Raw genomic sequence first — 19,991 nt, 5'->3', positions numbered from 1 at the left:
TGACCGCAGAATCCGCTCTTTATCCCTCAGGCTGCGATAAGTCGGCCGTGTCGTCAGCATGGTTTCCGCAAAATGCCAGAACAGCTGCCTCTTCCTCTTCCTCCAGCTCGAAATCCAGTGCTTCCTCGGTCTCTTTCTTGAAAAAGTACGTACCGGTGATCCGGCTGCGCCCTTCTTCCTGGATGTAGACGGTGCGGATGCCGCCCGCTTCTTCCTCCGCCAACTCGTCCTCTTCGTCGAAGTCGATAAATAGGAAAAACTCATACCTTCTGCCGTCCAGGATGCCTGTCGGGTCGATCAGTTCTGTTTTCGTGTATTGTTTGATTTCCATAAGTAAGTCCGTTCCCCTTATTGTTCATTTTTGCAGTTCCTTCTTCTGTTTTCATCATACCACGATGGCAGGGTGCTGGACACTTATACACCCTCACAAAAAAAGTGGATGATTTGCACGTCTGCCTTTTGCTTTTTGCCGCAATTTCGATAACAATAGAAGAGGTTATCCATTTTACAGAGCGGAGGTACATGATGATTCCATTTGAAGACTACCAATATGCCCGTCCCGAGATGGACGAGATCAAAACCGAATTCACTGAATTGCTGGATAGGTTCAAGAATGCGGCGACATACGAAGCGCAGAACGAGGTAATCTGCGAGATCAACGCAATCCGGAACGATTACTCGACGCAGCTAAATCTTGCATACATCCGTTCGTCCATCGATACGAACGATGAGTTCTATCAGAAGGAACGGGATTATTTCGACGAAGTGAGCCCTGAGTTCCAAGGGCTGACGACAGAGTTTTACAAAGCCCTGATTTCCTCCGGTTTCCGCAAGGAGCTGGAAGAACAGTGGGGAGCGCAGCTGTTCGCCCTGGCGGAAAACGAAATCCGTGCATTTTCACCGGAAGTCCTGCCACTGCTGCAGCAGGAGAACAAACTGACGTCGGAGTATGCCAAACTCGTGGCATCCGCCCAGATCGACTTCGATGGTAAGAAGCTGACGCTTGCGCAGCTCGGTCCCTATACGGAATCGACTGATCGCGATATCCGGAAACAGGCAATGACTGCACAATACTCTTTTTATGAGCAGCACGAAGAGAAATTTGACGGCATCTATGATCAGCTCGTCAAGCTGCGGGACGAGATCGCGAAGAAGCTAGGGTTCTCCTCCTTCACAGAGCTCGGCTACGTCCGCATGTCGCGGATCGGATACGACGCTTCCATGGTGAAGAAATTCCGTGATCAGGTGCGTGACTATATCGTTCCGGTCGCAAATAAGCTGTACGAACGCCAGGCTGCCCGGATCGGTGTCGATTCCCTGAAGTTCTATGACCAGTCGCTCGACTACTTGACGGGGAATGCCGTGCCGAAAGGGTCTCCGGACTGGATCATCGAGCAGGGGAAAGAAATGTACCGGGAACTTTCACTGGAAACCGATGAATTCTTCACATATATGACCGAGAAGAACCTGCTCGATCTTGTCGCGAAAAAAGGCAAGGAAGCCGGCGGATACTGTACGTTCATCGATAACTATGATTCGCCGTTCATCTTCTCCAACTTCAACGGGACGTCTGGCGATATCGATGTGCTGACGCACGAAGCGGGGCATGCGTTCCAGGTCTACTCGAGCCGTAACATCGGCATTCCGGAATACGTCTGGCCGACGAGCGAGGGCGCGGAGATCCATTCGATGAGCATGGAGTTCTTCACATGGCCATGGATGGAACTGTTCTTCCGGGAAGAGACCGAGAAGTACAAGTTTTCCCATCTGAGCAGCGGCCTGCTGTTCCTGCCGTACGGCGTGGCGGTCGATGAATTCCAGCATGAAGTGTATGACAATCCGGAAATGACGCCGGCCGAGCGGAAAGCGGCATGGAAACGGATCGAGCAGATCTACTTGCCGAACCGCGACTATGACGGTAATCCCTATTTGGAAAGCGGCGGCATCTGGCAACGTCAGGCGCACATTTACGAAATCCCGTTCTACTATATCGATTACACGCTTGCACAGATCTGTGCGTTCCAGTTCTGGAAGAAAGACCAGGAAGATCACGAAGCGGCATGGAATGATTATACCCGCCTATGCAGACTCGGCGGCTCCAAGTCCTTCACGGAACTCGTGGAAGCCGCGAATCTGATCTCCCCGTTCGATGACGGCTGTGTCGAATCCGTCGTCGGGACGATCGAGAATTGGCTGAACGCAGTCGACGACAAATCCCTATAATGAAGAACAGCCCGCCTCCTCGTGAAATGAGGAGGCGGGCTGTTGTTATATGGTGAAGACAATTTTGCCGAACTGACTGCTGTCTTCAAGCATTTTGAATCCTTCGAGGGCTTCCTTGAGCGGCAGAACCTCGTCGATGACAGGCCGGACCCCGTGCTGTTCCGAGAAGGCGAGCATGTCGCGCAGTTCTTCCCGGCTGCCCATCATGGAACCGATGATTTCCTGCTGTTTGTTGAACAGCGAGCGCAGATCGATATCGACGGTGTCCTCCGTCGTCGCGCCGAAGACGACGAGGCGCCCCCCGCTCTTCAACAGATCGAGCGACCGGTTGAACGTCGCCCGCCCGACACTCTCGATGACGAGATCGATCGTTTCATCTTTCAATTCTTCCTTCCAATCGGCATTCGTGTCGATCGCCCGGTCGGCGCCGAGCCTGAGAGCCGCCTTGCGCTTCGCTTCACTGCGCGATGTTACGATCACCCGCGCCCCTTTCGCTTTCGCGAACTGGATGATGAAGGTCGCCACCCCGCTTCCTGCACCCGGCAGGAAAACAGTATCACCTTTTTGAACCCGGCCCTGTGTCACGAGTGCCCGGTATCCCGTCAGTCCTGCGAGCCCGATGCACGCCGACTCTTCCCACGACAGCGATTGCGGCCGCGGTTCCAGCTGCTCCGCCGAAATGGCGATCTTCTCTGCAAAGGTCCCGTCGTCCGGCATGCCGAGCGGGCTGAAGCCTTCAGGCGAGGCGGCTGTATTTTTGAACCAGCCGATGGACGGATTGATGAGCACTTCGTCGCCCACTTTCCATCCGGTCACTTCTGCACCGACCTGTTCGATTACCCCCGCCCCGTCGGAACCAAGCACGAGGTCGTCCCCTTTATGGTTCCGCCGTGCCGGTATGTAAAGGTCCCGGCGATTCAGTCCTGCCGTTCTCAGCGAAACGACGACCTCCCCGCTGCCTGCTTCCGGATCCGGCATACTGCCGGCGCGAAGTCCTGACTCTCCATGGATTATAGCTTTCATATTGTAATCTACCATCCTTCCTGCCTGCGCACATGATTTGTGAGAATTTTCTTCACTGTCACTATCATAGCGCATCTCCGCTGAACTCCAAAACAAAACACAACAGACGGCATCATCTGTTGTGTCAGTATCTTGCGATTCAGTTTCCTGCCGGTTTCTGGCAGCGGCATTTCAGCTTGGCGAGCTCGAGCAGCTCCAGGACATCCTTTTTCGGAAGCTGCGTCATGAGATTCAGCATTTCCCGTTCTGCAAGACGGCGGCCTTTGCCGCTGCGGTAGCGGGCTTTGTTGGCTTCATCCAATTTTGAGTATAGTTCATCCGTTTCTTCGTCGGCTTCGTCAGCGAATCCGTCGACGACCAGCGTTTCGCGCAAGCGTTCATACAGCGGCTCCGCTGCGGCACTGTTCGACTGGCTGAATGCTGGTGATTTTTTGGAATCCCCCATGATCAGCTCATCCGTCGATATATTGAAGCGCTCCGAAATTTTAGCAACCCAGGCTGCTGACGGCGCGTTTTTCCCTTTTTCCCAGTCTTTGATCCGGCTGGCGGATGTACCGATTGCGGCTCCGAATGCCATCATCGACAGACCGCGCTGTTCCCTTAGTTCTTTTAACCTGTTTCCAAATGCTTCCTTACTCCACTCGTTCACTGAAAATCCTCCTCTTCCACTCTCTCATTCTATTATTTTTCATTTTTCTTAGTTTGTCAATCTATTATTTTTTCAATAAATCTGTTTCGCTCGAAGATGTCAGTAGCCTGATTTCTGACGTTCATAGTTCTTCTCGTTCTTCTCTAGATAAGACGCCATGATTTCGTCAGGGGTGAAGCCGAGTTTTCCTGCCAGCAGTCCGTACTGTGTCCAAAGTTCCACATAGCTGTCCATGTCCCGCTGTTCTCCGAAAGCGAGTACCGCGCCGTGGGTCCGGATGAACAGCGCCGTCAGCGTATCGTCCGTTCCGGATATCGTCCAGTCGCTGAATGATGTCAGGTCTTTCACGATGCCGAGCGACAGGAGGAAATGGATCGAATCGACGTATTCTTCGAGGATGACCGCCCTCTCGGAAGGTCCTTTCGTGCTCCAGAATTTGAAGCAGCGCGTCTCGTTCGCCAATTCCGACAGCTCCACGAGCAGTGCGAGCAGTTTGTCTTCGAATAATTGCGAAGCCGCCAATCCGTGCTGATCTTGGATGTATGTATCGAGTGATTTCTGCATAGTGAAAAGTTTCGTCAGTTCCACGGGATCTCCTCCTTCAGTTTAATAAGCCAGTGTACCGCCAGGACGCCATCGAGTGACGGCAGCCGCACACCGAATAACAAGAGCAGCAGTGACGCATCGATCAGCGCAAGCAGCAGAAAGCCGATACGGAACGCCGTATGCCGGGTCTTATGGCGGAACGTCTGCATGCCGAAGTACGCTCCGATCCCCCCGCCGGCCAGTGCCAGCAGCCACAGCTGTCGTTCCGGCACCCGCCATTCGCGGCGGACCGCCTGCCGTTTGTCGTAGCCCATCACCGCAAATGCACAGATGGACAGGATGGCGATCCAGCCGATTGCGATCTCTTGCATCCTCTCACCCCTTCTTCTTACTTGTCGGCCGGAATGGTTGAATCTTTACGGCAACTCAAGATTGTGCATAAAAAAATGCCGTGACCGGAAAGTTCCGGAATCACGGCATCGTCAAAGTCTATTATTTAGACAATGATTGTTTTGCTGTTTCTGCGAATTGAGCAAATGCAGCTGCATCGGATACAGCCAGGTCTGCGAGCATTTTACGGTTCACGTCAACGCCAGCCACTTTCAGGCCGTGCATCAATGTGCTGTACGACATACCGTTCGTGCGTGCTGCCGCGTTGATACGTGTGATCCACAGTTTGCGGAAGTCCCGCTTCTTCTGGCGGCGATCCCGGTAAGCATAGTTCAATGATTTCATGACTTGCTGGTTGGCTACTCGGTATAGACGGTGTTTCGAACCGAAATACCCTTTCGCTAATTTCAATACTCGTTTATGGCGCTTGCGCGTCACTGTTCCACCTTTTACGCGTGGCATAGTAATTACCTCCTGCTATTCCATAAGAATAAATTTAGTTTTGTATAGGGTCAGCCGGACTCCATTGGAATCTTCGGCCGGGTCGTGCGGAATTACTTCATGTACGTGATCATTTCACGGATACGCTTGTAGTCTCCAGATGAAATGAGGGAGCCTTTACGCAAGTGACGCTTTGCTTTTGTCGACTTGTTGGCGAAAAGGTGGCTTGTGTACGCACGGCCGCGTTTCACTTTACCAGTTCCTGTCTTCTTGAAACGTTTCGCGGATCCGCGGTGAGTCTTCATTTTTGGCATGATCTGTTCCTCCTAAATCGTTTGTTCAGCTTACTTTTTTTCGTTGATCGGTGCAAGCATCAGGAACATGCTGCGGCCTTCCATTTTCGGACGGACTTCCACAGTTCCGACCTCTTTACAAGCTTCTGCAAACTTGTCTAGGACGCGCTGACCGATTTCTTTGTGTGTGATTGCACGTCCGCGGAAACGGATGGATGCTTTCACTTTGTCGCCTGCTTCGAGGAATTTGATCCCGTTGCGAAGCTTTGTCTGGAAGTCGTGCTCATCGATAGTCGGGCTGAGCCGGACTTCTTTGACCTGGATGATCTTTTGGTTCTTCCGGGTTTCCCGCTCTTTTTTCTGCTGCTCGAACTTGAATTTACCGTAGTCCATGACGCGGGCTACAGGCGGTTTCGCTGTAGGAGCGACGAGGACGAGGTCCAAGTTGGCACGGGCAGCAATGTCAAGTGCTTCGTTGCGGGATTTAATGCCGAGCTGATCACCATTGTGGTCGATGAGTCGAAGTTCACGGGCACGAATCCCTTCGTTCACATACATGTCTTTGCTAATCGTAATCCACCTCCGAATAATATCTCGCGAATACACTGTTTGAGCAGGCTGCACCGTCCGGCACAGCATGCAGAACCGTCGGGCTCAAGCCGCAGCGGTAATGAGGCAATAAAAAAAGCAGACAAATGGTCATTTGTCTACCCGCGTATGCGCACGTGCGTATTTCGGCACGAGGCTTCACTACTGTGCTGACCTCAGCAACTGCCGGATGGCGTCGATGGGGTGAGAAGCGGGCAGCTCCTTCTTGTATCACAAACTGTATTCTTTTACCTTACCTACTTTACCATGGACTGCATTGCATGTCAAGCAGATTAAAATAAAACGAGGACACCCTGCGTATTGTGTGCAAGGTGTCCTCACTGCCAAACGTTGATCTGCGTTCCGGGCGGACGCTTTCCGGGGGGCGAGCGTTGAGCCTCCTCGGTCGCTTCGCTCTCTGCGGGGTCTCAACCTGCTCGCTAATCCCCTCGGAGTCGCCGCCCTGCACTCCGATCAACTGAGTGTATTAGCTAACTACATATCAGTTGCGGTTGGTGTCTTGTTTCAGCAGGGCCAGGAAGTTCTCGTAGGACAAGGATTCGGATTTTTGTTCGCCGTATTTGCGGACGTTGACGGTGCCGGATTCGATTTCCTTGTCGCCGAGGACGAGCATGTACGGGACTTTCTGGACTTGGGCTTCGCGTATCTTGTAGCCGATTTTTTCGTCGCGGCTGTCGAGGTCGACGCGGAAGCCGGCTGCTGTGAGCTGTTCCCGGATGCTGTCGGCGTAGTCGAAGTGGGCTTCCGGCGAAACCGGGATGACTTCGACTTGGACCGGAGCGAGCCATGTCGGGAAGGCGCCTTTGTATTCTTCGATGAGGAAGGCGACGAAGCGTTCCATCGTCGAGACGACACCGCGGTGGATGACGACCGGGCGGTGCTGCTTGCCGTCTTCACCAACGTATGTCAGGTCGAAGCGTTCAGGGAGCAGGAAGTCGAGCTGGACAGTGGAGAGTGTCTCTTCCATACCGATCGCTGTTTTCACCTGGACGTCGAGTTTCGGACCGTAGAATGCCGCTTCACCGATTGCTTCGGTGTAATCGAGCCCCATGCCGTCCATCGCATCTTTCAGCATGCTTTCCGCGCGTTCCCACATCGCATCATCATCGAAGTATTTCTCTGTATCCGCCGGGTCACGGTACGACAGGCGGAACGAGTAGTCCGTGATGTTGAAGTCTTTGTAGACGTCGATGATGAGCTGGACCGTGCGCTGGAACTCTTCTTTGATCTGATCAGGGCGGACGAAGATGTGCGCGTCGTTCAGCGTCATCCCGCGTACACGCTGCAGGCCGGAAAGTGCTCCGGACATTTCGTAGCGGTGCATTGTGCCGAGTTCCGCGATGCGGATCGGCAGTTCGCGGTAGCTGTGGATATTGTTCTTATAGATCATCATATGGTGCGGACAGTTCATCGGGCGGAGCACGAGGTCTTCGTTATCCATGCTCATGACCGGGAACATGCCGTCCTGGTAATGATCCCAGTGGCCGGATGTCTTATATAACTCAACGCTTCCGAGCACCGGTGTGTAGACGTGGTCATAGCCGAGACGTTCTTCCTTGTCGACGATGTAGCGCTCGATGACGCGGCGGATCGTTGCGCCTTTCGGAAGCCAGAGCGGAAGGCCCTGTCCGACTTTCTGGGAGTTCATGAACAAGTCGAGCTCCCTGCCGATTTTGCGGTGGTCGCGTTCTTTCGCTTCCTCGAGCATCTTCAAGTGGGCGTTCAGGTCTTCTTTCTTGAAGAAGGCCGTGCCGTAGATCCGCTGCAGCATCTTGTTGTTGGAATCACCGCGCCAGTAGGCACCGGCGATGCTGAGCAGTTTGAATTCCTTCAGTTTGCCGGTATACGGAACGTGGACGCCGCGGCACAGGTCGAAGAATTCGCCTTGTTCGTAGATTGTCACTTCTTCGTTTTCAGGGATCGCTTCGAGCAGTTCCTGTTTGTATTCGTCGTCGATCTCCTTGAAACGTTTTTGTGCTTCGGCACGAGTGACGATGTGGCGGACGACGGGCAGGTTCTCCCCGATGATCCGTTTCATTTCCTTTTCGAGTTCCGGCAGGTCATCGGCTGTGATCGGCGTCGGTGAGTCGATGTCGTAATAGAAGCCGTTTTCGATTGCCGGTCCCACTCCGAGTTTCGCATCCGGAAATTTGCGTTTGACCGCCTGGGCGAGCAGGTGGGCTGTACTATGGCGCAGGATCTCAAGCGCTTCCGGTGACTGGGACGTGATGATTGCAATGTCCCCATCATGGTCAATCGGTGTCTTCAGGTCGATGAGCTGGTCGCCGAGCTTTCCTGCAAGTGCATTCTTCCGCAGCCCGGGGCTGATCGATGCGGCGACGTCTTCTGTCGTTGTGCCGGCCGGGAACTCCTTTACGGCCCCATCCGGGAATTTCAACTGTACTGATTCTGGCATGTCGATGCACTCCTTTTCTATTTTTGAGAACAAAAAAAGACCCATCCCATAAAGGGACGAGACTTGTTCTCGCGGTTCCACCCTTCTTCCTTCCATCCGGACGCAGCCGGAAAGATGAAGCTTCAAGCGGCTAACGGGCCGGGTCCGTCAGCAGGTACTGCAAGTTCCCTGCTGCTGCTCCAAGGGGGTCGATCGGTGTCGGTTCCTGCAAGGGTCTCAGCTGTTCCCCCGCTCTCTGTCGGCCGTCCAGACGATCGCTGTCCTTTTCTGCGCATTTGTTTCATGTATGGTGATTAGTATAGGGAAGTCACCCGCAAAAAGCAAGTGTTCCGTAAAAAATCTGTCAACTTCACTTGCCGCGGCGGTTTTCGCCGGAGAGGCGGACTGGTGTGCTCGTCATGTGGATCCGTTCCATGATACGGGCGGCTTTGATCGGTTCTTTTTCGCCGCGCTGTGTATACGTCAGGTGGTGTTCGAGCTCGGACATCGTGAAATTCGAAGTAAAGAATGTCGGGAGCTGTTCGGCCATCCGGTATTGCAGGATCGTGCCGAGCACTTCGTCCCGTGTCCAGGCCGACATCGATTCGGCGCCGATATCGTCAAGCATGAGGACGGATGCCCTTTTGACGAAATCGATCTTCTCGTTCAGCGACTGGTCCTGGATCGATTGTTTGATCTCCCTCAGGAATTCAGGCAGATAGACGGCGACGGTGCGGATCTGGCGGCTTGCCAGTTCGTTCGCGAGGGCGCCGAGGATGTAGGACTTCCCGGTTCCGAACGGTCCGTGGATGTATAGCCCTTTCTCCGGCAGCTTCCCTGTCGATTCGTATTCGGTGATGAACCTGCCGGCCTGGTCGACGATATCCAGCCGGCTGTTATCATGGTACAGGTCGATGTCCGGCAGTTTTGCGGCCATGACGTCGCGCGGCATGTACAGGCTGTCGAGCATCTTGCTGACTGCGCGCTTTTCGTCGTCTAGTTCCTTCCGCGGACAGCGGATGTACGTCACGTCGATCATCCCCTGGTTCATGATGAGTGTCGGCTCGAACCCTTTCATGACGTTGATGCAGCCGTCGAGGCTCGGGCAGTCGGCGCATTTGTGGGACGCCGTCGTATATTCGTACAGTTTGTTCAGGCTCCGATCGATGACCTGTTTGTCGATTTCGCCGGAATGCTCCTCGATGAATCGCTGGATCCGTTCATCGGCCAGCACTTCGTTCCGCAGCTGTTCGTAGCGTGCAGCGAGGGCCGGGGCGTTAATGACCCGTTTCATGGCATCTCCTATCCGTTCCATCAGTTCACCTCATTCCGCATCGATTCGAGTCTTGCCATCAATGCTTTCCGTTTGTTCTCGATTTCTTCATCATCTTCAGCGGGCTCCGTTTTCACCGGTTCCGGAGTTGCGTCTTTCTTGCGGAACCAGTCGGGCACTTGTTCTTCCCGTGCCGGCTTGCGGCTTCTGACGGATGTCTGGCTGCCTTCTTTCTTGCGCTGTTCGGACTCATCCAAGCCTTTCCGGGAGAGTTCCATTGCTTTCTCAGCCGAATCGACCTTTTTCACCGCCCAATGGGACGCGATCCGTTCCGCGAAACCGCTCGTGATCTTGCCGTCATTGTTCAAAACGATGTAATGCAGGAGGACATTCACGACCTCAAATGGCAGCTTGTGGACGTTCATAAGCCGTTCGGCCAGTTTGACATCCACCGAAAACGGTTCGGAGCCGATCAGATCATACAGCAGTTCCCTCGGGGATACACGTTTGAAATAGGCGAGGAGTTCCTGCTGTTTCGACATCGGCGGCTGAGAACCTGCCGGCTCGGGTGCGTCTTCCGGTATGTAGGATCTGTTCAATTTCGGTGCCGTATTTGAGATGTTCATCTTATAAAAATCAGTTGCCGCCCGGCGCAGCCGGTCTTCAGGCACTTCCAGCTTGTCATCGAGCGCCATCATGATCACTTTCTGCATATCGAGCGGGCTGAGTGAATAAAGGAAAGCCAGCTTTGCAATGAGCTGCTGCGGAATTCCGGCGACCGCGCTGCGCGGCACCATCTGTTCGGACAGGCCGCTCATCATCAGGCTGAAATCGAAAAAGCTGTCGTCGAACGGCACACCCTCCGATCCGGTTTTTTGGCGGAGCGGCTGGTCGTTAAGCAGCTCGTGGGCATTGCCGTTGACGGGTGTGTAGACGTCGAGGAAGTTCCGGGACACTTCCTTGTATTTTGTCATGTCCAGCTTGTCGACCGCAAAACGGGCACGGAGCTCCCGGTAGGAAGTCTCCCCGATTTTGCTGAACAGGAACGTCGCAAGAAGCGGGTCATGGAAGAACTGATCGGCGTCAAGCGGCGGCAGCAGCTCATAGACGAACGTGCGGCTGTCCCCTTCCATCCTCATATATGATCGAAGAAGGCCGATCGCTTCCAGCGAAATCCGCGCTTGGAAGACGGCGGGCAGCGACATGCTCAGGTGGTTCATCAGATGGTAATGGTTGAATGTACGCGGGATATTCGTCTCCGCATCGGCCCAGAGCGTCAGGAACAGACTGATCGGTTCCGGTCCGGTCAGCGGCTGGTAGAACAGCGAGAGGAGCTGCCGGTCATACTCCGAAAACGAAGCGGACTGCTTCAGCGTATAGGCATCGACTGGCTGTAATTCTTGGTATAGCATGTGTTCTCACCTTCCTGCTAGTTGGACTCTTCCTGCGGCCGGTTCTTCTCGCGCAGCGGTCCTTTCTGCAAGTTCTTCAATTCGTCGATGAACATCGTGATGTTCTGGTAATCGCGGTAGACAGATGAAAACCGGACATAGGCCACTTCGTCAACGTCCGCCAGCCGCTCCATGACCATTTCACCGACATCATGGGAAGCGATCTCCGTGATGCCGCGGCTTTTCAGTTCCTTCTCGATCGAGCGGACGATGTTCTGCAAGTCTTCCAATGCCACCGGACGTTTCTCACAGGCACGGACAAGGCCGCGGAGCAGTTTTTCTCCCGTGAACTCTTCCCGTGTCCCTTCTTTTTTCACGACGATGAGCGGGGCTTCCTCCACTTTTTCGAATGTCGTAAACCGGTACGTGCAGCGTTCACATTCCCGCCGCCTCCGTATCGAACTGTTCTCTTCAGCGGGCCTTGAGTCGATGACACGCGTTCCGTTGTAATGGCATGCTGGACATTTCATGATTCGTTCCTCCGGTTTCCGTTAGTTCATATAGTATAACAGACAGCGCGCTCCGGGAACACCCGGGAAACGTCACCCTTGCCGGGTGGGTCTGCCGCTGTTTCCGTACAGAGGCGACAAAAAACTGCCCTGCCGGCTGCTAGTCTGCAGACGGAAGGACAGTTCACCAGTTGTATTCGATTATGCGCGGACTTCTGCGCGGAGCTCTTTAGCAACTTTCTTCGTCAGGTCGACGACACGGGCAGAATAGCCCCATTCGTTGTCGTACCAGGCGAGCACTTTCACTTTGCGGTCGCCGATGACCATTGTCGACAGGCCGTCGATGATCGCCGAGTCCGTCGTATTGTTGAAGTCGATCGACACGAGCGGTTCTGTCGTGAAGCCGAGGATTCCGTTCAGCTTCCCTTCGGATGCTTTTTTGAACGCTTCGTTCACTTGTTCCGCAGTGACGTCCTGTTTCAGATCGACGACGAGGTCGACGAGCGAGACGTTCGGTGTCGGAACGCGCAGCGCCATGCCGTGGATCTTCCCTTCGAGTTCAGGGAGGACGAGGGACAGCGCTTTTGCTGCTCCGGTCGATGTCGGAATGATCGACTGGCCGCAAGAGCGGGCGCGGCGCAAGTCTTTGTGCGGGTTATCCAGGTTTTTCTGGTCGTTCGTATATGCGTGGACGGTCGTCATGAGACCGTTCTCGATGCCGAATTCGTCATTCAGCACTTTGACGACAGGCGCCAGGCAGTTCGTCGTGCAGCTGGCGTTCGAAATGACATCGTGCTTCGAAATGTCGAGCTTTTCATCGTTTACGCCGATGACGATCGTGATGTCTTCGTTTTTGCCGGGTGCCGACAAAATGACTTTCTTCGCGCCTGCATCCAGATGGAGGGCTGCTTTGTCACGTGCGTTGAAGACTCCGGTCGCTTCGATGACGATGTCGACACCGAGCTTTTCCCAAGGGAGTTTGGAAGGATCCCGTTCTGCAACAAGTTCAACACGCTTGCCGTTCACGATCAATGCATTGTCCGCAATTTCCACTTCTCCGTCGAACGTGCCGTGAGTTGTGTCATACTTAATCAAATGTGCTAACGTTTCCGGCGGGTACAGTGCGTTGATCGCGATCGCGGTTACTTCTTCTTCTGCAATCAGCTGGCGGAATACCATACGGCCGATGCGGCCAAATCCATTAATCGCTACTGATGTTGTCATGAGAAAGTCCTCCCGTATGTATGATGTTATACTGTTTACTCGAATATCCGTAATTAGTATAACACATTTTTCAGACGTGGGAAGACTTTGTGCAGCACTGAACAATGTTCGACTTTTCTGAATGGTCAGCGGATGTTCCAAGCGGCGAGGACGGCATCCACTTGCTCTTCGGTTTCATCTAAGGTGCCGTTATTATAGATGACAGCATCTGCACCAGCTTCCTTCTCCGCCACAGGCAGCTGCGAGGAGATGCGGGCTTCGGCCTCCGCCTTCGTAAGCGCATTGCGTTCCATGAGCCGCCGCAGCTGCACGTCAGGTGATACCGAGACGACGAGGATCTTTTCTGCGTAACTATGGAGCTTATTTTCAAACAGGAGCGGGATATCGAGGACGACGGTTTCGGCACCTGCTTCGATGAATGCCTCTTTCTGGGCGGTCAGCTCTTTCCGGATGGCGGGATGGATGATCGCATTCAGCTGCAGACGCTTGTCTTTGTCGCTGAATACAAGTTTACCGACGTATTCCCGGTTCATGGACCCGTCGCCACGCAGCGATTCCGGTCCGAATGCCTCTTCGATTTGCTTCAGCACCGGGCTTCCCGGTTCGACGACGAGACGCGCAATTTCGTCTGCATCGACGATCGGGAGGCCTCTGGCTTTCAGCATGCGGGCGACGGTGCTTTTACCACTCGCAATACTTCCTGTCAGGCCGATGATCATAGTATCCTGCCTCCTCCTCAATGCTGGCATTTTTTGCAATACGTCGACGTCCGTCCGGCAATCTGGACAGACGCGGTTTCAGAGCCGCATGCCGGGCACGTTTTCCGGCCGTACATCCGGAGCCGGTCCTGCATCGTGCCGGCTTCCCCGTTGATGTTGCGATAGTCGGAGATGGAACTTCCGCCGGCCCGGATGCTTTCCTGCAGCACATCGACGATTTCGCGGAACAGCTGAAGCTTCCGGGCTGCGCTCACTCTGCCTGCGGCCCGCTTTGGATGGATGCGCGTGCGGAACAGTGCTTCGGTCGCGTAAATATTGCCGCAGCCGGAGATGACCCGGCCGTCCATGATGACTTCCTTGATCGGCTTTTTCGAATAGGCCGCCGATCCTGCTTTCGCGAGAAAATACTCTTCCGCTCCGTCGTCGAACGGCTCAGGTGCCATCTGACCGAGCGGCGGGTAGTCTTCCGCACAGCCGAGAAGCCGGAGCTCCCCGAACCGGCGGATATCGGAATAGACGAGCAGCCCGCCGTCTTCCATTTCGAACACGGCATGGATATGGTTGCGGAATTTCTGTTCGTGGATGTCCTCGATCCCGCTCACAGCGAACCAGGCGCCCGTCATGCCGAGGTGGCTGACGAGCAGCAGGCAGTCACCCTCTTTGAGGAGATGGATGTAAATATACTTGCTGCGGCGCTCGATACGGTCGATCGTACAGCCTGCGAGCTGACGGGCGAACTCATCGACGGACAGTCCTTTGACGATTGCTTCTTTTCCTGCTTCTTTCGATCGGATCACCGTATCGGATATGGCGACACGGCGGATGGTCCGGCCGCTTGCTGCGGGTGCCAGCGCCCGGACGACACCTTCGACTTCCGGCAGTTCAGGCATAGCTTCCACCTCACTTTGTTTCGTACCAGCTCGCTCCGTAGGCGGAATCGACTTTCAGCGGAACGTCGAGCTCCAGCGCGTGTTCCATGACGTCCGGAACGAGTTCTTTCAGTTTTTCAAGTTCGCTTTCCGGTGCTTCGAAGATGAGTTCATCGTGCACTTGCAGCAGCATGCGTGCCTCCAGGCCTTCCTCCGTTATCCGGCTGTCCATGTCGATCATCGCTTTCTTGATGATGTCTGCGGCGGTGCCCTGAATCGGCGTGTTCATCGCCGTCCGCTCGGCGAAGCCTCGCAAGTTGAAGTTCGAGCTGTTGATGTCCGGCAGATAGCGCCGTCGGTTCATCATCGTCGTGACATAGCCCCGTTTTTTCGCCTCTGCAATACTGTCATCCATGTACTGCTGGACCCCCGGGAAGCTCGCCAGGTAGGTCTCAATGAAATCGGCGGCTTCCTTGCGCGGGATATCGAGACTCTGGGACAGGCCATAGTCGCTGATCCCGTAGACGATCCCGAAGTTGACCGCTTTTGCAGCACGCCGCATGTTCGGCGTTACGCCGTCTTTGCCGACACCGAACACTTGCATCGCTGTTTTCGTATGGATGTCCTCCCCCGCACGGAACGCTTCGATAAGCTTTTCGTCTTGGGAAATGTGGGCGAGCACCCGTAATTCGATCTGCGAATAATCGGCGGCGAACATGATCCAGCCTGGCTCGGACGGAACGAACGCTGCCCGGATCTTACGTCCTTCCTCCAGGCGGATCGGGATATTCTGCAAGTTCGGATTGATGGAACTGAGACGGCCGGTCTGGGTCAGCGCCTGCTGGTAGCGTGTATGGATCTTGCCGTCTTCGTGGATCTCTTTCGACAGGCCGTCGATATATGTCGACTTCAGTTTGCCGAGCTGGCGGTACATGAGGATATGCTCGATGATCTCGTGTTCAGGCGCCAGTTTCTCCAGCACATCCGCCGCTGTCGAGTAGCCGGTCTTCGTCTTTTTGATAGGCGTCAGACCGATCTTTTCGAACAGGATGACCCCGAGCTGTTTCGGGGAGTTGATATTGAACGGCTGGCCAGCCAATTCGTAGATCGTTTTCTCAAGCTTATCGAGACGCCCGGACAGTTCGCTGCCGATTTTCTGCAGCGTGCCGAGATCCGCTTTCACACCTGTCGATTCCATTTTTCCGAGAATCTTGGCGAGCGGCAGTTCGAGACCGTGATAAAGGTCGTATTGGCCGTTCTCTTCCAGCTGCTTCGAGACCGGCTCACGCAGATTCCATACAGCGGCCGCTTTTGCCCCTGCGTGCTGTGCGAGACGGTCGTCGTCAGGCCGTGATTTCTTAGCCCCTTTGCCGTAGACCGCTTCGTCCTTGTCTATCTGCGACCAGCCGACGGATGCCGCCGCTTCGGACACATCATCGAACGATAAGGACGGATTGACGATATAGGCGGCGAGCGTGAGATCGAAATCGATGCCTGCAATCGGTATGCCGAGACGGGCAAGTGCAGCAAACAGCGCTTTCGCGTCCGTCGTGTATTTCTGTTTATCCGGTGCGGCGAGCCATTGCTGCAATACGGCGCTTTCCTGCAGGACATCGAGCGGGACATAGCTGACGCGCTCCCCGTCCGTCAGTGCAAGGCCGAACAGTTCAGTTGTGAAGTAGTTGTCATCCATCATTTCGAGGTGGACTGCCATTTGATCGGCGATATCGGTTTCCGAGACTTCCCGCAGTGTTTCAACCTCGATTGCCCGCGCAGGCTCCGCGGCTTGCGCCGGCTCTCCCATCTTGTCGAGGAGGGAAATGAATTTCAGTTCCTTGAACACCGCTTTCACCTGTTCGTCATCGGCTCCGTCATACGCGAGTTCGTCAAGACCGATCGCAATCGGTGCCTGGACGTCGATGGTCGCGAGCTGCTTGCTCATGAATGCCTGGGCTTCGTTCTCTGTCAGGTTCTCCTTCAGCTTCTTGCCGCTCACTTCGTCCAGCGACTGGTAGACATTTTCGACAGAGCCGAATTGCTTCAGCAGTTTTAGCGCCGTCTTCTCACCGACCCCCGGCACACCCGGGATGTTGTCGGATGCGTCGCCCATGAGCCCTTTCATATCGATGATCTGCAGCGGTTCGATGCCGTACTTCTCTTCGATGTGGGCAGGTGTGTAGGCTTCCATGTCGGTGATCCCTTTCCTCGTGATGCAGACAGTCACGGAATCGGTCGCGAGCTGCGTCAGATCCTTGTCCCCCGAAATGACGACCGTCTCCGCAGCCTGTTCGCCGGCGGTCCGGCTCAATGTCCCGATGATGTCATCGGCTTCGTAGTTGTCGAGCTCGTACTGTGGGATCTGATACGCCTCAAGCAGCTTGCGCAAGTACGGGAACTGCTCGGACAGCTCGGGCGGTGTTTTCTGACGGCCGCCTTTATATTCACTGAACGTAGTGTGCCGGAAAGTCGTCTTCCCCGCATCCCACGCGACCAGAATATGTGTCGGCTGCTCTTCCTTCAGGATGTTCTGCAGCATCATCGTGAATCCGTAGACGGCATTCGTATGGATGCCGTTGTCGTTGGTCAGTAAAGGCAAAGCGAAAAACGCCCGGTACGCAAGGCTGTTGCCGTCCAGCAATACAATTTTCTTGTTTGTCACGTCACTCGTCCACTCCTTCGTCAAAAAAACGTCGTCTCCTTTCATCTTACCATGCGGGCAGGATGAAAAGAAAACGACGGGGTTCTTCTATTTTGCTGTATTGCCGGCCTGATGGACAGGCAGCCGGACAGAGAACTCGGATCCGCGGCCGACCTTGCTCTCGACATGGATATCGCCCCCGTGGGCTTCTACCAGGTGCTTGACGATAGCGAGACCGAGACCCGTTCCGCCCGAGTCTCTGCTCCGGGCGAGGTCGGCTCTGTAGAACCGCTCGAACAGACGCGGTATCTTTTCCGCTTCGATGCCGATGCCTTCGTCAGCTACGGAAAGGATCAGGCTGTCCGCCTCAAAACGGGCACCGATACGGACAGTCGTCCCTGTTTTCGAATAGGCGATCGCATTGGCCAGTAAATTGACAAGGACCTGCATAAGGCGGCGGCTGTCCCCTTCTATGTTGGCTTTCGCCGGTGCCTCGACTGCCAGGATCATCTCTTTTTCTTCCAGCCTTTTAGAAACGAGCTTTTCCGCTTCACGGATGATGCTGACGACATCTACCTGTTCGACGTCGAGCGTGAAGCTGTGCTGTTCAATTCCCGAAAGTTCCAGCAGATCACTTACGAGCGAGTGCAGCCTCGCACTCTCCTTCTCGATGATCCGGACGAACTCCCTTGCAATGTCAGGCTGGTCAAGCGCGCCGTCCAGCAGCGTCTCTGCGAAGCCTTTGATGGATGTGACGGGTGTTCTCAGCTCGTGAGACACATTCGCCACGAAGTCTTTGCGGATCTCTTCCAGGCGTATGATCTTTGAAATATCATGGAATACGACGATGATGCCGAGCCAGTTGCCGTGCCTGCCGATGACGGGGGCCCCGTAAACATTCAGATGGACCGGCACCCCGTTCTTCTGCAGCCTGATCGGCTGTTCGTGCACCTGTTCGGATAGGAAGACATTCTCGATCAGCTGTTCGGCATCCGGCGGCAGGCCGATCTCCTTATATGATTTGCCGACCGAATCGGAAGACGACGTATGGAACGTCTGTGCGAACACGCCGTTCATAAGGTTGACGGTACCTCCCCTGCCCAGCATGAGGAGGCTGCTGCCGATACTTTCGATCAACGTTTTCAGCCGCTCCTTCTCCATCAATCTCACGACCTGTGTCTCCTGCCCTGCCTGCGCGATCTTGTTGATGGAACTGGCGAGACTGCCGAGATCGCTGAATTCGCTGACGGAGGCACGTGCCTTGAAGTCCCCTTCCGCAAGCTTTCCTGCGACCAGAGCAAGCTCATCGACCGGCTTCGTGAAATGATAGAGGATCCGGGAGACGATGAACAGGCTGACGAGCAGGAACAGCAGGAGGACGACCGTGATAAACAGCAGATAGCGGCGCTCAAGGGCGATGTCGTCCGCCGGTGCGAATATATTGAAGAATTGGCTCAGGACGACCCACAGGACGACTGTGAAACCGATCAGCATGGCGCACGCGGTCAGCAGGATACGTGAAGTATGCCCTTCCGTCTTCATAGGCTTTCCTCGAACTTATAGCCGACGCCGCGCAGTGTTTTGATCGACCTCGGTTTTTTTGAATCGTCCTCAAGCTTCTCCCGAAGACGGCTGATATGGACATCGACGATGCGGGTGTCCCCGTTGAAGTCATAGTTCCATACGTCCTGCAGGAGCTGATCACGGGAGACGGCCCTGTTTTTGTTTTTCATCAGACAGACGAGGAGCTCGAACTCCTTCGGCGTGAATTCGAGCGGCTCCCCGTTGCGCTCCGCTGTATAGCGGCCGGGGCGGACCGTAATTCCGTTCATTGTGATGGCGCTGTCCTGAATGGTGCGGCCGGACGTACGGCGGAGCACCGCTTTCACCCGGGCGGTCAGTTCCCGGGGGCTGAACGGCTTCGTCATATAATCATCCGCACCGATCTCGAGGCCGAGCACTTTGTCGTGTTCGTCCGAGCGGGCGGTGAGCATGATGATCGGTATGTCGATCCGCTGGCGTCGCAGATTACGACACACGTCCGTCCCGTCCATGCCCGGCAGCATGATGTCGAGAAGGATGAGGTCAGGGTGTTGTTCCGCAGCCAGTTCAAGCGCGGTCGTGCCGTTCAGCGCGGTAAGCGCCCGGTAGCCCGCCTGTTCTAGGTTATAACGGATGAGCGTCGAAATCGAAGGGTCATCTTCCACGATCAGGATCGTCTGAGTGGGCTGTTCCGCTGGCGTTTCCATATCAGAAGTTATCCAGCGTCTGTGAGGTGAGCTGGCGGTTCTTCAATGCAGGCGGTGCGATGACCACACTTCCTCGGACGACAGCGGCCCCCGCTTCGTTCTCGGCGATCACAGAAATGACCGCGCGGTTCTCTTCGGGTTCGGTCTGTGTGATCTCCAATGTGACTTCGACGGTTTCGTAATGATGGACAGGGACAGGGAACTCGAGGTTCTGCGCCAGGATGTACGTTCCCGGGCCGGGCAGGTATTTCGAGATCGCGGACGTGATGATGCCGGTCAGCATGAGGGTCGGGACGATCGGACGCTCGACTTCCGTCTGGGCGGCGAAGTCATGCTGGATATAGATCGGATTCGGATCATTCGTCAGACCGAGATACAGGAGCAGATCACGGTCTTCGATTTTTTCGGTAAGTTTCAGTTTTTCCCCGATTTTAATGTCGCTGACGGATCTGCCGACTCGTCTTTTTTTACCAAGTATCAAAAAAAGTCCCCCTTAGTATGTTCTGTCAATCTGGGTTCTGCTCATTCAGGTTCATAGCAGTCCATGTAC

General features: G+C 54.8%; 20 protein-coding genes. 1 reads left to right on the top strand and 19 read right to left on the bottom strand.

Going from position 1 to position 19,991, the window contains the following annotated elements; translation table 11 throughout:
* Positions 1 to 19 precede the first annotated feature (19 nt).
* Positions 20 to 331, bottom strand: a complete 312-nt coding sequence (locus tag NFU03_RS10575; protein WP_251638501.1) for a DUF6509 family protein — start codon at positions 329 to 331, stop codon at positions 20 to 22.
* A gap of 194 nt (positions 332 to 525) precedes the next feature.
* On the opposite strand from NFU03_RS10575, the gene NFU03_RS10570 reads away from it, so the two are divergent.
* Complete coding sequence (locus tag NFU03_RS10570; protein ID WP_251638500.1) at positions 526 to 2,223, top strand: M3 family oligoendopeptidase; 1,698 nt, start codon at positions 526 to 528, stop codon at positions 2,221 to 2,223.
* A gap of 45 nt (positions 2,224 to 2,268) precedes the next feature.
* Here the strand turns inward: NFU03_RS10570 and NFU03_RS10565 are convergent, their stop codons facing one another.
* The 18 genes from NFU03_RS10565 to NFU03_RS10480 form a co-directional block, all read right to left on the bottom strand.
* Positions 2,269 to 3,246: a zinc-binding dehydrogenase gene (locus tag NFU03_RS10565; RefSeq protein WP_251638499.1), complete on the bottom strand. Its 978-nt coding sequence runs from the start codon at positions 3,244 to 3,246 to the stop codon at positions 2,269 to 2,271.
* Between the two features lie 139 nt (positions 3,247 to 3,385).
* Complete coding sequence (locus NFU03_RS10560) at positions 3,386 to 3,895, bottom strand: helix-turn-helix domain-containing protein (RefSeq protein ID WP_251638498.1); 510 nt, start codon at positions 3,893 to 3,895, stop codon at positions 3,386 to 3,388.
* Between the two features lie 99 nt (positions 3,896 to 3,994).
* Entirely contained in the window at positions 3,995 to 4,483 is a 489-nt protein-coding gene (locus tag NFU03_RS10555; RefSeq protein WP_251638497.1) for a dUTP diphosphatase, read from the bottom strand.
* Positions 4,474 to 4,812 (bottom strand): DUF1294 domain-containing protein, encoded by a 339-nt coding sequence (locus NFU03_RS10550; RefSeq protein ID WP_251638496.1) that lies wholly within the window; start codon positions 4,810 to 4,812, stop codon positions 4,474 to 4,476. The genes NFU03_RS10555 and NFU03_RS10550 overlap by 10 nt, the downstream gene beginning before the upstream one ends.
* Before the next feature lie 121 nt (positions 4,813 to 4,933).
* Complete coding sequence (gene rplT / locus NFU03_RS10545; protein WP_251638495.1) at positions 4,934 to 5,293, bottom strand: 50S ribosomal protein L20; 360 nt, start codon at positions 5,291 to 5,293, stop codon at positions 4,934 to 4,936.
* 92 nt (positions 5,294 to 5,385) lie between these two features.
* Positions 5,386 to 5,586, bottom strand: coding sequence for a 50S ribosomal protein L35 (gene rpmI / locus NFU03_RS10540; RefSeq protein ID WP_251638494.1), 201 nt, complete (start codon positions 5,584 to 5,586; stop codon positions 5,386 to 5,388).
* A 30-nt stretch (positions 5,587 to 5,616) separates the two neighbouring features.
* Entirely contained in the window at positions 5,617 to 6,123 is a 507-nt protein-coding gene (gene infC, locus NFU03_RS10535) for a translation initiation factor IF-3 (RefSeq protein WP_251638493.1), read from the bottom strand.
* A gap of 532 nt (positions 6,124 to 6,655) precedes the next feature.
* Positions 6,656 to 8,590, bottom strand: a complete 1,935-nt coding sequence (thrS, locus tag NFU03_RS10530; RefSeq protein WP_251638492.1) for a threonine--tRNA ligase — start codon at positions 8,588 to 8,590, stop codon at positions 6,656 to 6,658.
* 349 nt (positions 8,591 to 8,939) lie between these two features.
* Entirely contained in the window at positions 8,940 to 9,884 is a 945-nt protein-coding gene (dnaI, locus tag NFU03_RS10525) for a primosomal protein DnaI (protein ID WP_251638491.1), read from the bottom strand.
* Positions 9,884 to 11,254 carry a replication initiation and membrane attachment family protein gene (locus NFU03_RS10520; protein WP_251638490.1) on the bottom strand — a complete coding sequence of 457 codons (1,371 nt, stop codon included), beginning with the start codon at positions 11,252 to 11,254 and terminating at the stop codon, positions 9,884 to 9,886. The genes dnaI and NFU03_RS10520 overlap by 1 nt, the downstream gene beginning before the upstream one ends.
* 17 nt (positions 11,255 to 11,271) lie before the next feature.
* A complete protein-coding gene (gene nrdR / locus NFU03_RS10515; protein WP_251638489.1) occupies positions 11,272 to 11,763 on the bottom strand; it encodes a transcriptional regulator NrdR in 492 nt (163 codons plus the stop codon).
* A gap of 180 nt (positions 11,764 to 11,943) precedes the next feature.
* Complete coding sequence (locus tag NFU03_RS10510) at positions 11,944 to 12,966, bottom strand: glyceraldehyde-3-phosphate dehydrogenase (RefSeq protein ID WP_251638488.1); 1,023 nt, start codon at positions 12,964 to 12,966, stop codon at positions 11,944 to 11,946.
* 125 nt (positions 12,967 to 13,091) lie between these two features.
* Positions 13,092 to 13,685: a dephospho-CoA kinase gene (coaE, locus tag NFU03_RS10505; RefSeq protein ID WP_251638487.1), complete on the bottom strand. Its 594-nt coding sequence runs from the start codon at positions 13,683 to 13,685 to the stop codon at positions 13,092 to 13,094.
* Between the two features lie 17 nt (positions 13,686 to 13,702).
* Positions 13,703 to 14,575 (bottom strand): bifunctional DNA-formamidopyrimidine glycosylase/DNA-(apurinic or apyrimidinic site) lyase, encoded by an 873-nt coding sequence (gene mutM, locus NFU03_RS10500; RefSeq protein ID WP_251638486.1) that lies wholly within the window; start codon positions 14,573 to 14,575, stop codon positions 13,703 to 13,705.
* A gap of 10 nt (positions 14,576 to 14,585) precedes the next feature.
* Positions 14,586 to 17,213: a DNA polymerase I gene (gene polA / locus NFU03_RS10495; RefSeq protein ID WP_251638538.1), complete on the bottom strand. Its 2,628-nt coding sequence runs from the start codon at positions 17,211 to 17,213 to the stop codon at positions 14,586 to 14,588.
* An 87-nt stretch (positions 17,214 to 17,300) separates the two neighbouring features.
* On the bottom strand, positions 17,301 to 18,734 hold the full coding sequence (gene pnpS, locus NFU03_RS10490) for a two-component system histidine kinase PnpS (RefSeq protein ID WP_251638485.1): 1,434 nt from the start codon (positions 18,732 to 18,734) through the stop codon (positions 17,301 to 17,303).
* Positions 18,731 to 19,441 carry a response regulator transcription factor gene (locus NFU03_RS10485; RefSeq protein ID WP_251638484.1) on the bottom strand — a complete coding sequence of 237 codons (711 nt, stop codon included), beginning with the start codon at positions 19,439 to 19,441 and terminating at the stop codon, positions 18,731 to 18,733. Before NFU03_RS10485 ends, pnpS begins: the two co-directional genes overlap by 4 nt.
* 1 nt (position 19,442) lies before the next feature.
* On the bottom strand, positions 19,443 to 19,922 hold the full coding sequence (locus NFU03_RS10480; protein WP_251638483.1) for a MaoC/PaaZ C-terminal domain-containing protein: 480 nt from the start codon (positions 19,920 to 19,922) through the stop codon (positions 19,443 to 19,445).
* Positions 19,923 to 19,991 lie beyond the last annotated feature (69 nt).

This window comes from Sporosarcina sp. NCCP-2716 (assembly GCF_023707985.1).
Classification (GTDB): domain Bacteria; phylum Bacillota; class Bacilli; order Bacillales_A; family Planococcaceae; genus Sporosarcina.
Note: the sequence above shows the minus strand (reverse complement) of the source record. Positions and strands in the feature narration are given on the sequence as shown.

Bases quoted from the DNA above. Each gene is read 5' to 3' on its own strand.
- NFU03_RS10575 (WP_251638501.1), bottom strand. From the start codon at position 331: ATGGAAATCAAACAATACACGAAAACAGAACTGATCGACCCGACAGGC.
- NFU03_RS10570 (WP_251638500.1), top strand. From the start codon at position 526: ATGATTCCATTTGAAGACTACCAATATGCCCGTCCCGAGATGGACGAG.
- NFU03_RS10565 (WP_251638499.1), bottom strand. From the start codon at position 3,246: ATGAAAGCTATAATCCATGGAGAGTCAGGACTTCGCGCCGGCAGTATG.
- NFU03_RS10550 (WP_251638496.1), bottom strand. From the start codon at position 4,812: ATGCAAGAGATCGCAATCGGCTGGATCGCCATCCTGTCCATCTGTGCA.
- rplT (WP_251638495.1), bottom strand. From the start codon at position 5,293: ATGCCACGCGTAAAAGGTGGAACAGTGACGCGCAAGCGCCATAAACGA.
- rpmI (WP_251638494.1), bottom strand. From the start codon at position 5,586: ATGCCAAAAATGAAGACTCACCGCGGATCCGCGAAACGTTTCAAGAAG.
- infC (WP_251638493.1), bottom strand. From the start codon at position 6,123: ATGTATGTGAACGAAGGGATTCGTGCCCGTGAACTTCGACTCATCGAC.
- thrS (WP_251638492.1), bottom strand. From the start codon at position 8,590: ATGCCAGAATCAGTACAGTTGAAATTCCCGGATGGGGCCGTAAAGGAG.
- dnaI (WP_251638491.1), bottom strand. From the start codon at position 9,884: ATGGAACGGATAGGAGATGCCATGAAACGGGTCATTAACGCCCCGGCC.
- NFU03_RS10520 (WP_251638490.1), bottom strand. From the start codon at position 11,254: ATGCTATACCAAGAATTACAGCCAGTCGATGCCTATACGCTGAAGCAG.
- nrdR (WP_251638489.1), bottom strand. From the start codon at position 11,763: ATGAAATGTCCAGCATGCCATTACAACGGAACGCGTGTCATCGACTCA.
- NFU03_RS10510 (WP_251638488.1), bottom strand. From the start codon at position 12,966: ATGACAACATCAGTAGCGATTAATGGATTTGGCCGCATCGGCCGTATG.
- coaE (WP_251638487.1), bottom strand. From the start codon at position 13,685: ATGATCATCGGCCTGACAGGAAGTATTGCGAGTGGTAAAAGCACCGTC.
- mutM (WP_251638486.1), bottom strand. From the start codon at position 14,575: ATGCCTGAACTGCCGGAAGTCGAAGGTGTCGTCCGGGCGCTGGCACCC.
- pnpS (WP_251638485.1), bottom strand. From the start codon at position 18,734: ATGAAGACGGAAGGGCATACTTCACGTATCCTGCTGACCGCGTGCGCC.
- NFU03_RS10485 (WP_251638484.1), bottom strand. From the start codon at position 19,441: ATGGAAACGCCAGCGGAACAGCCCACTCAGACGATCCTGATCGTGGAA.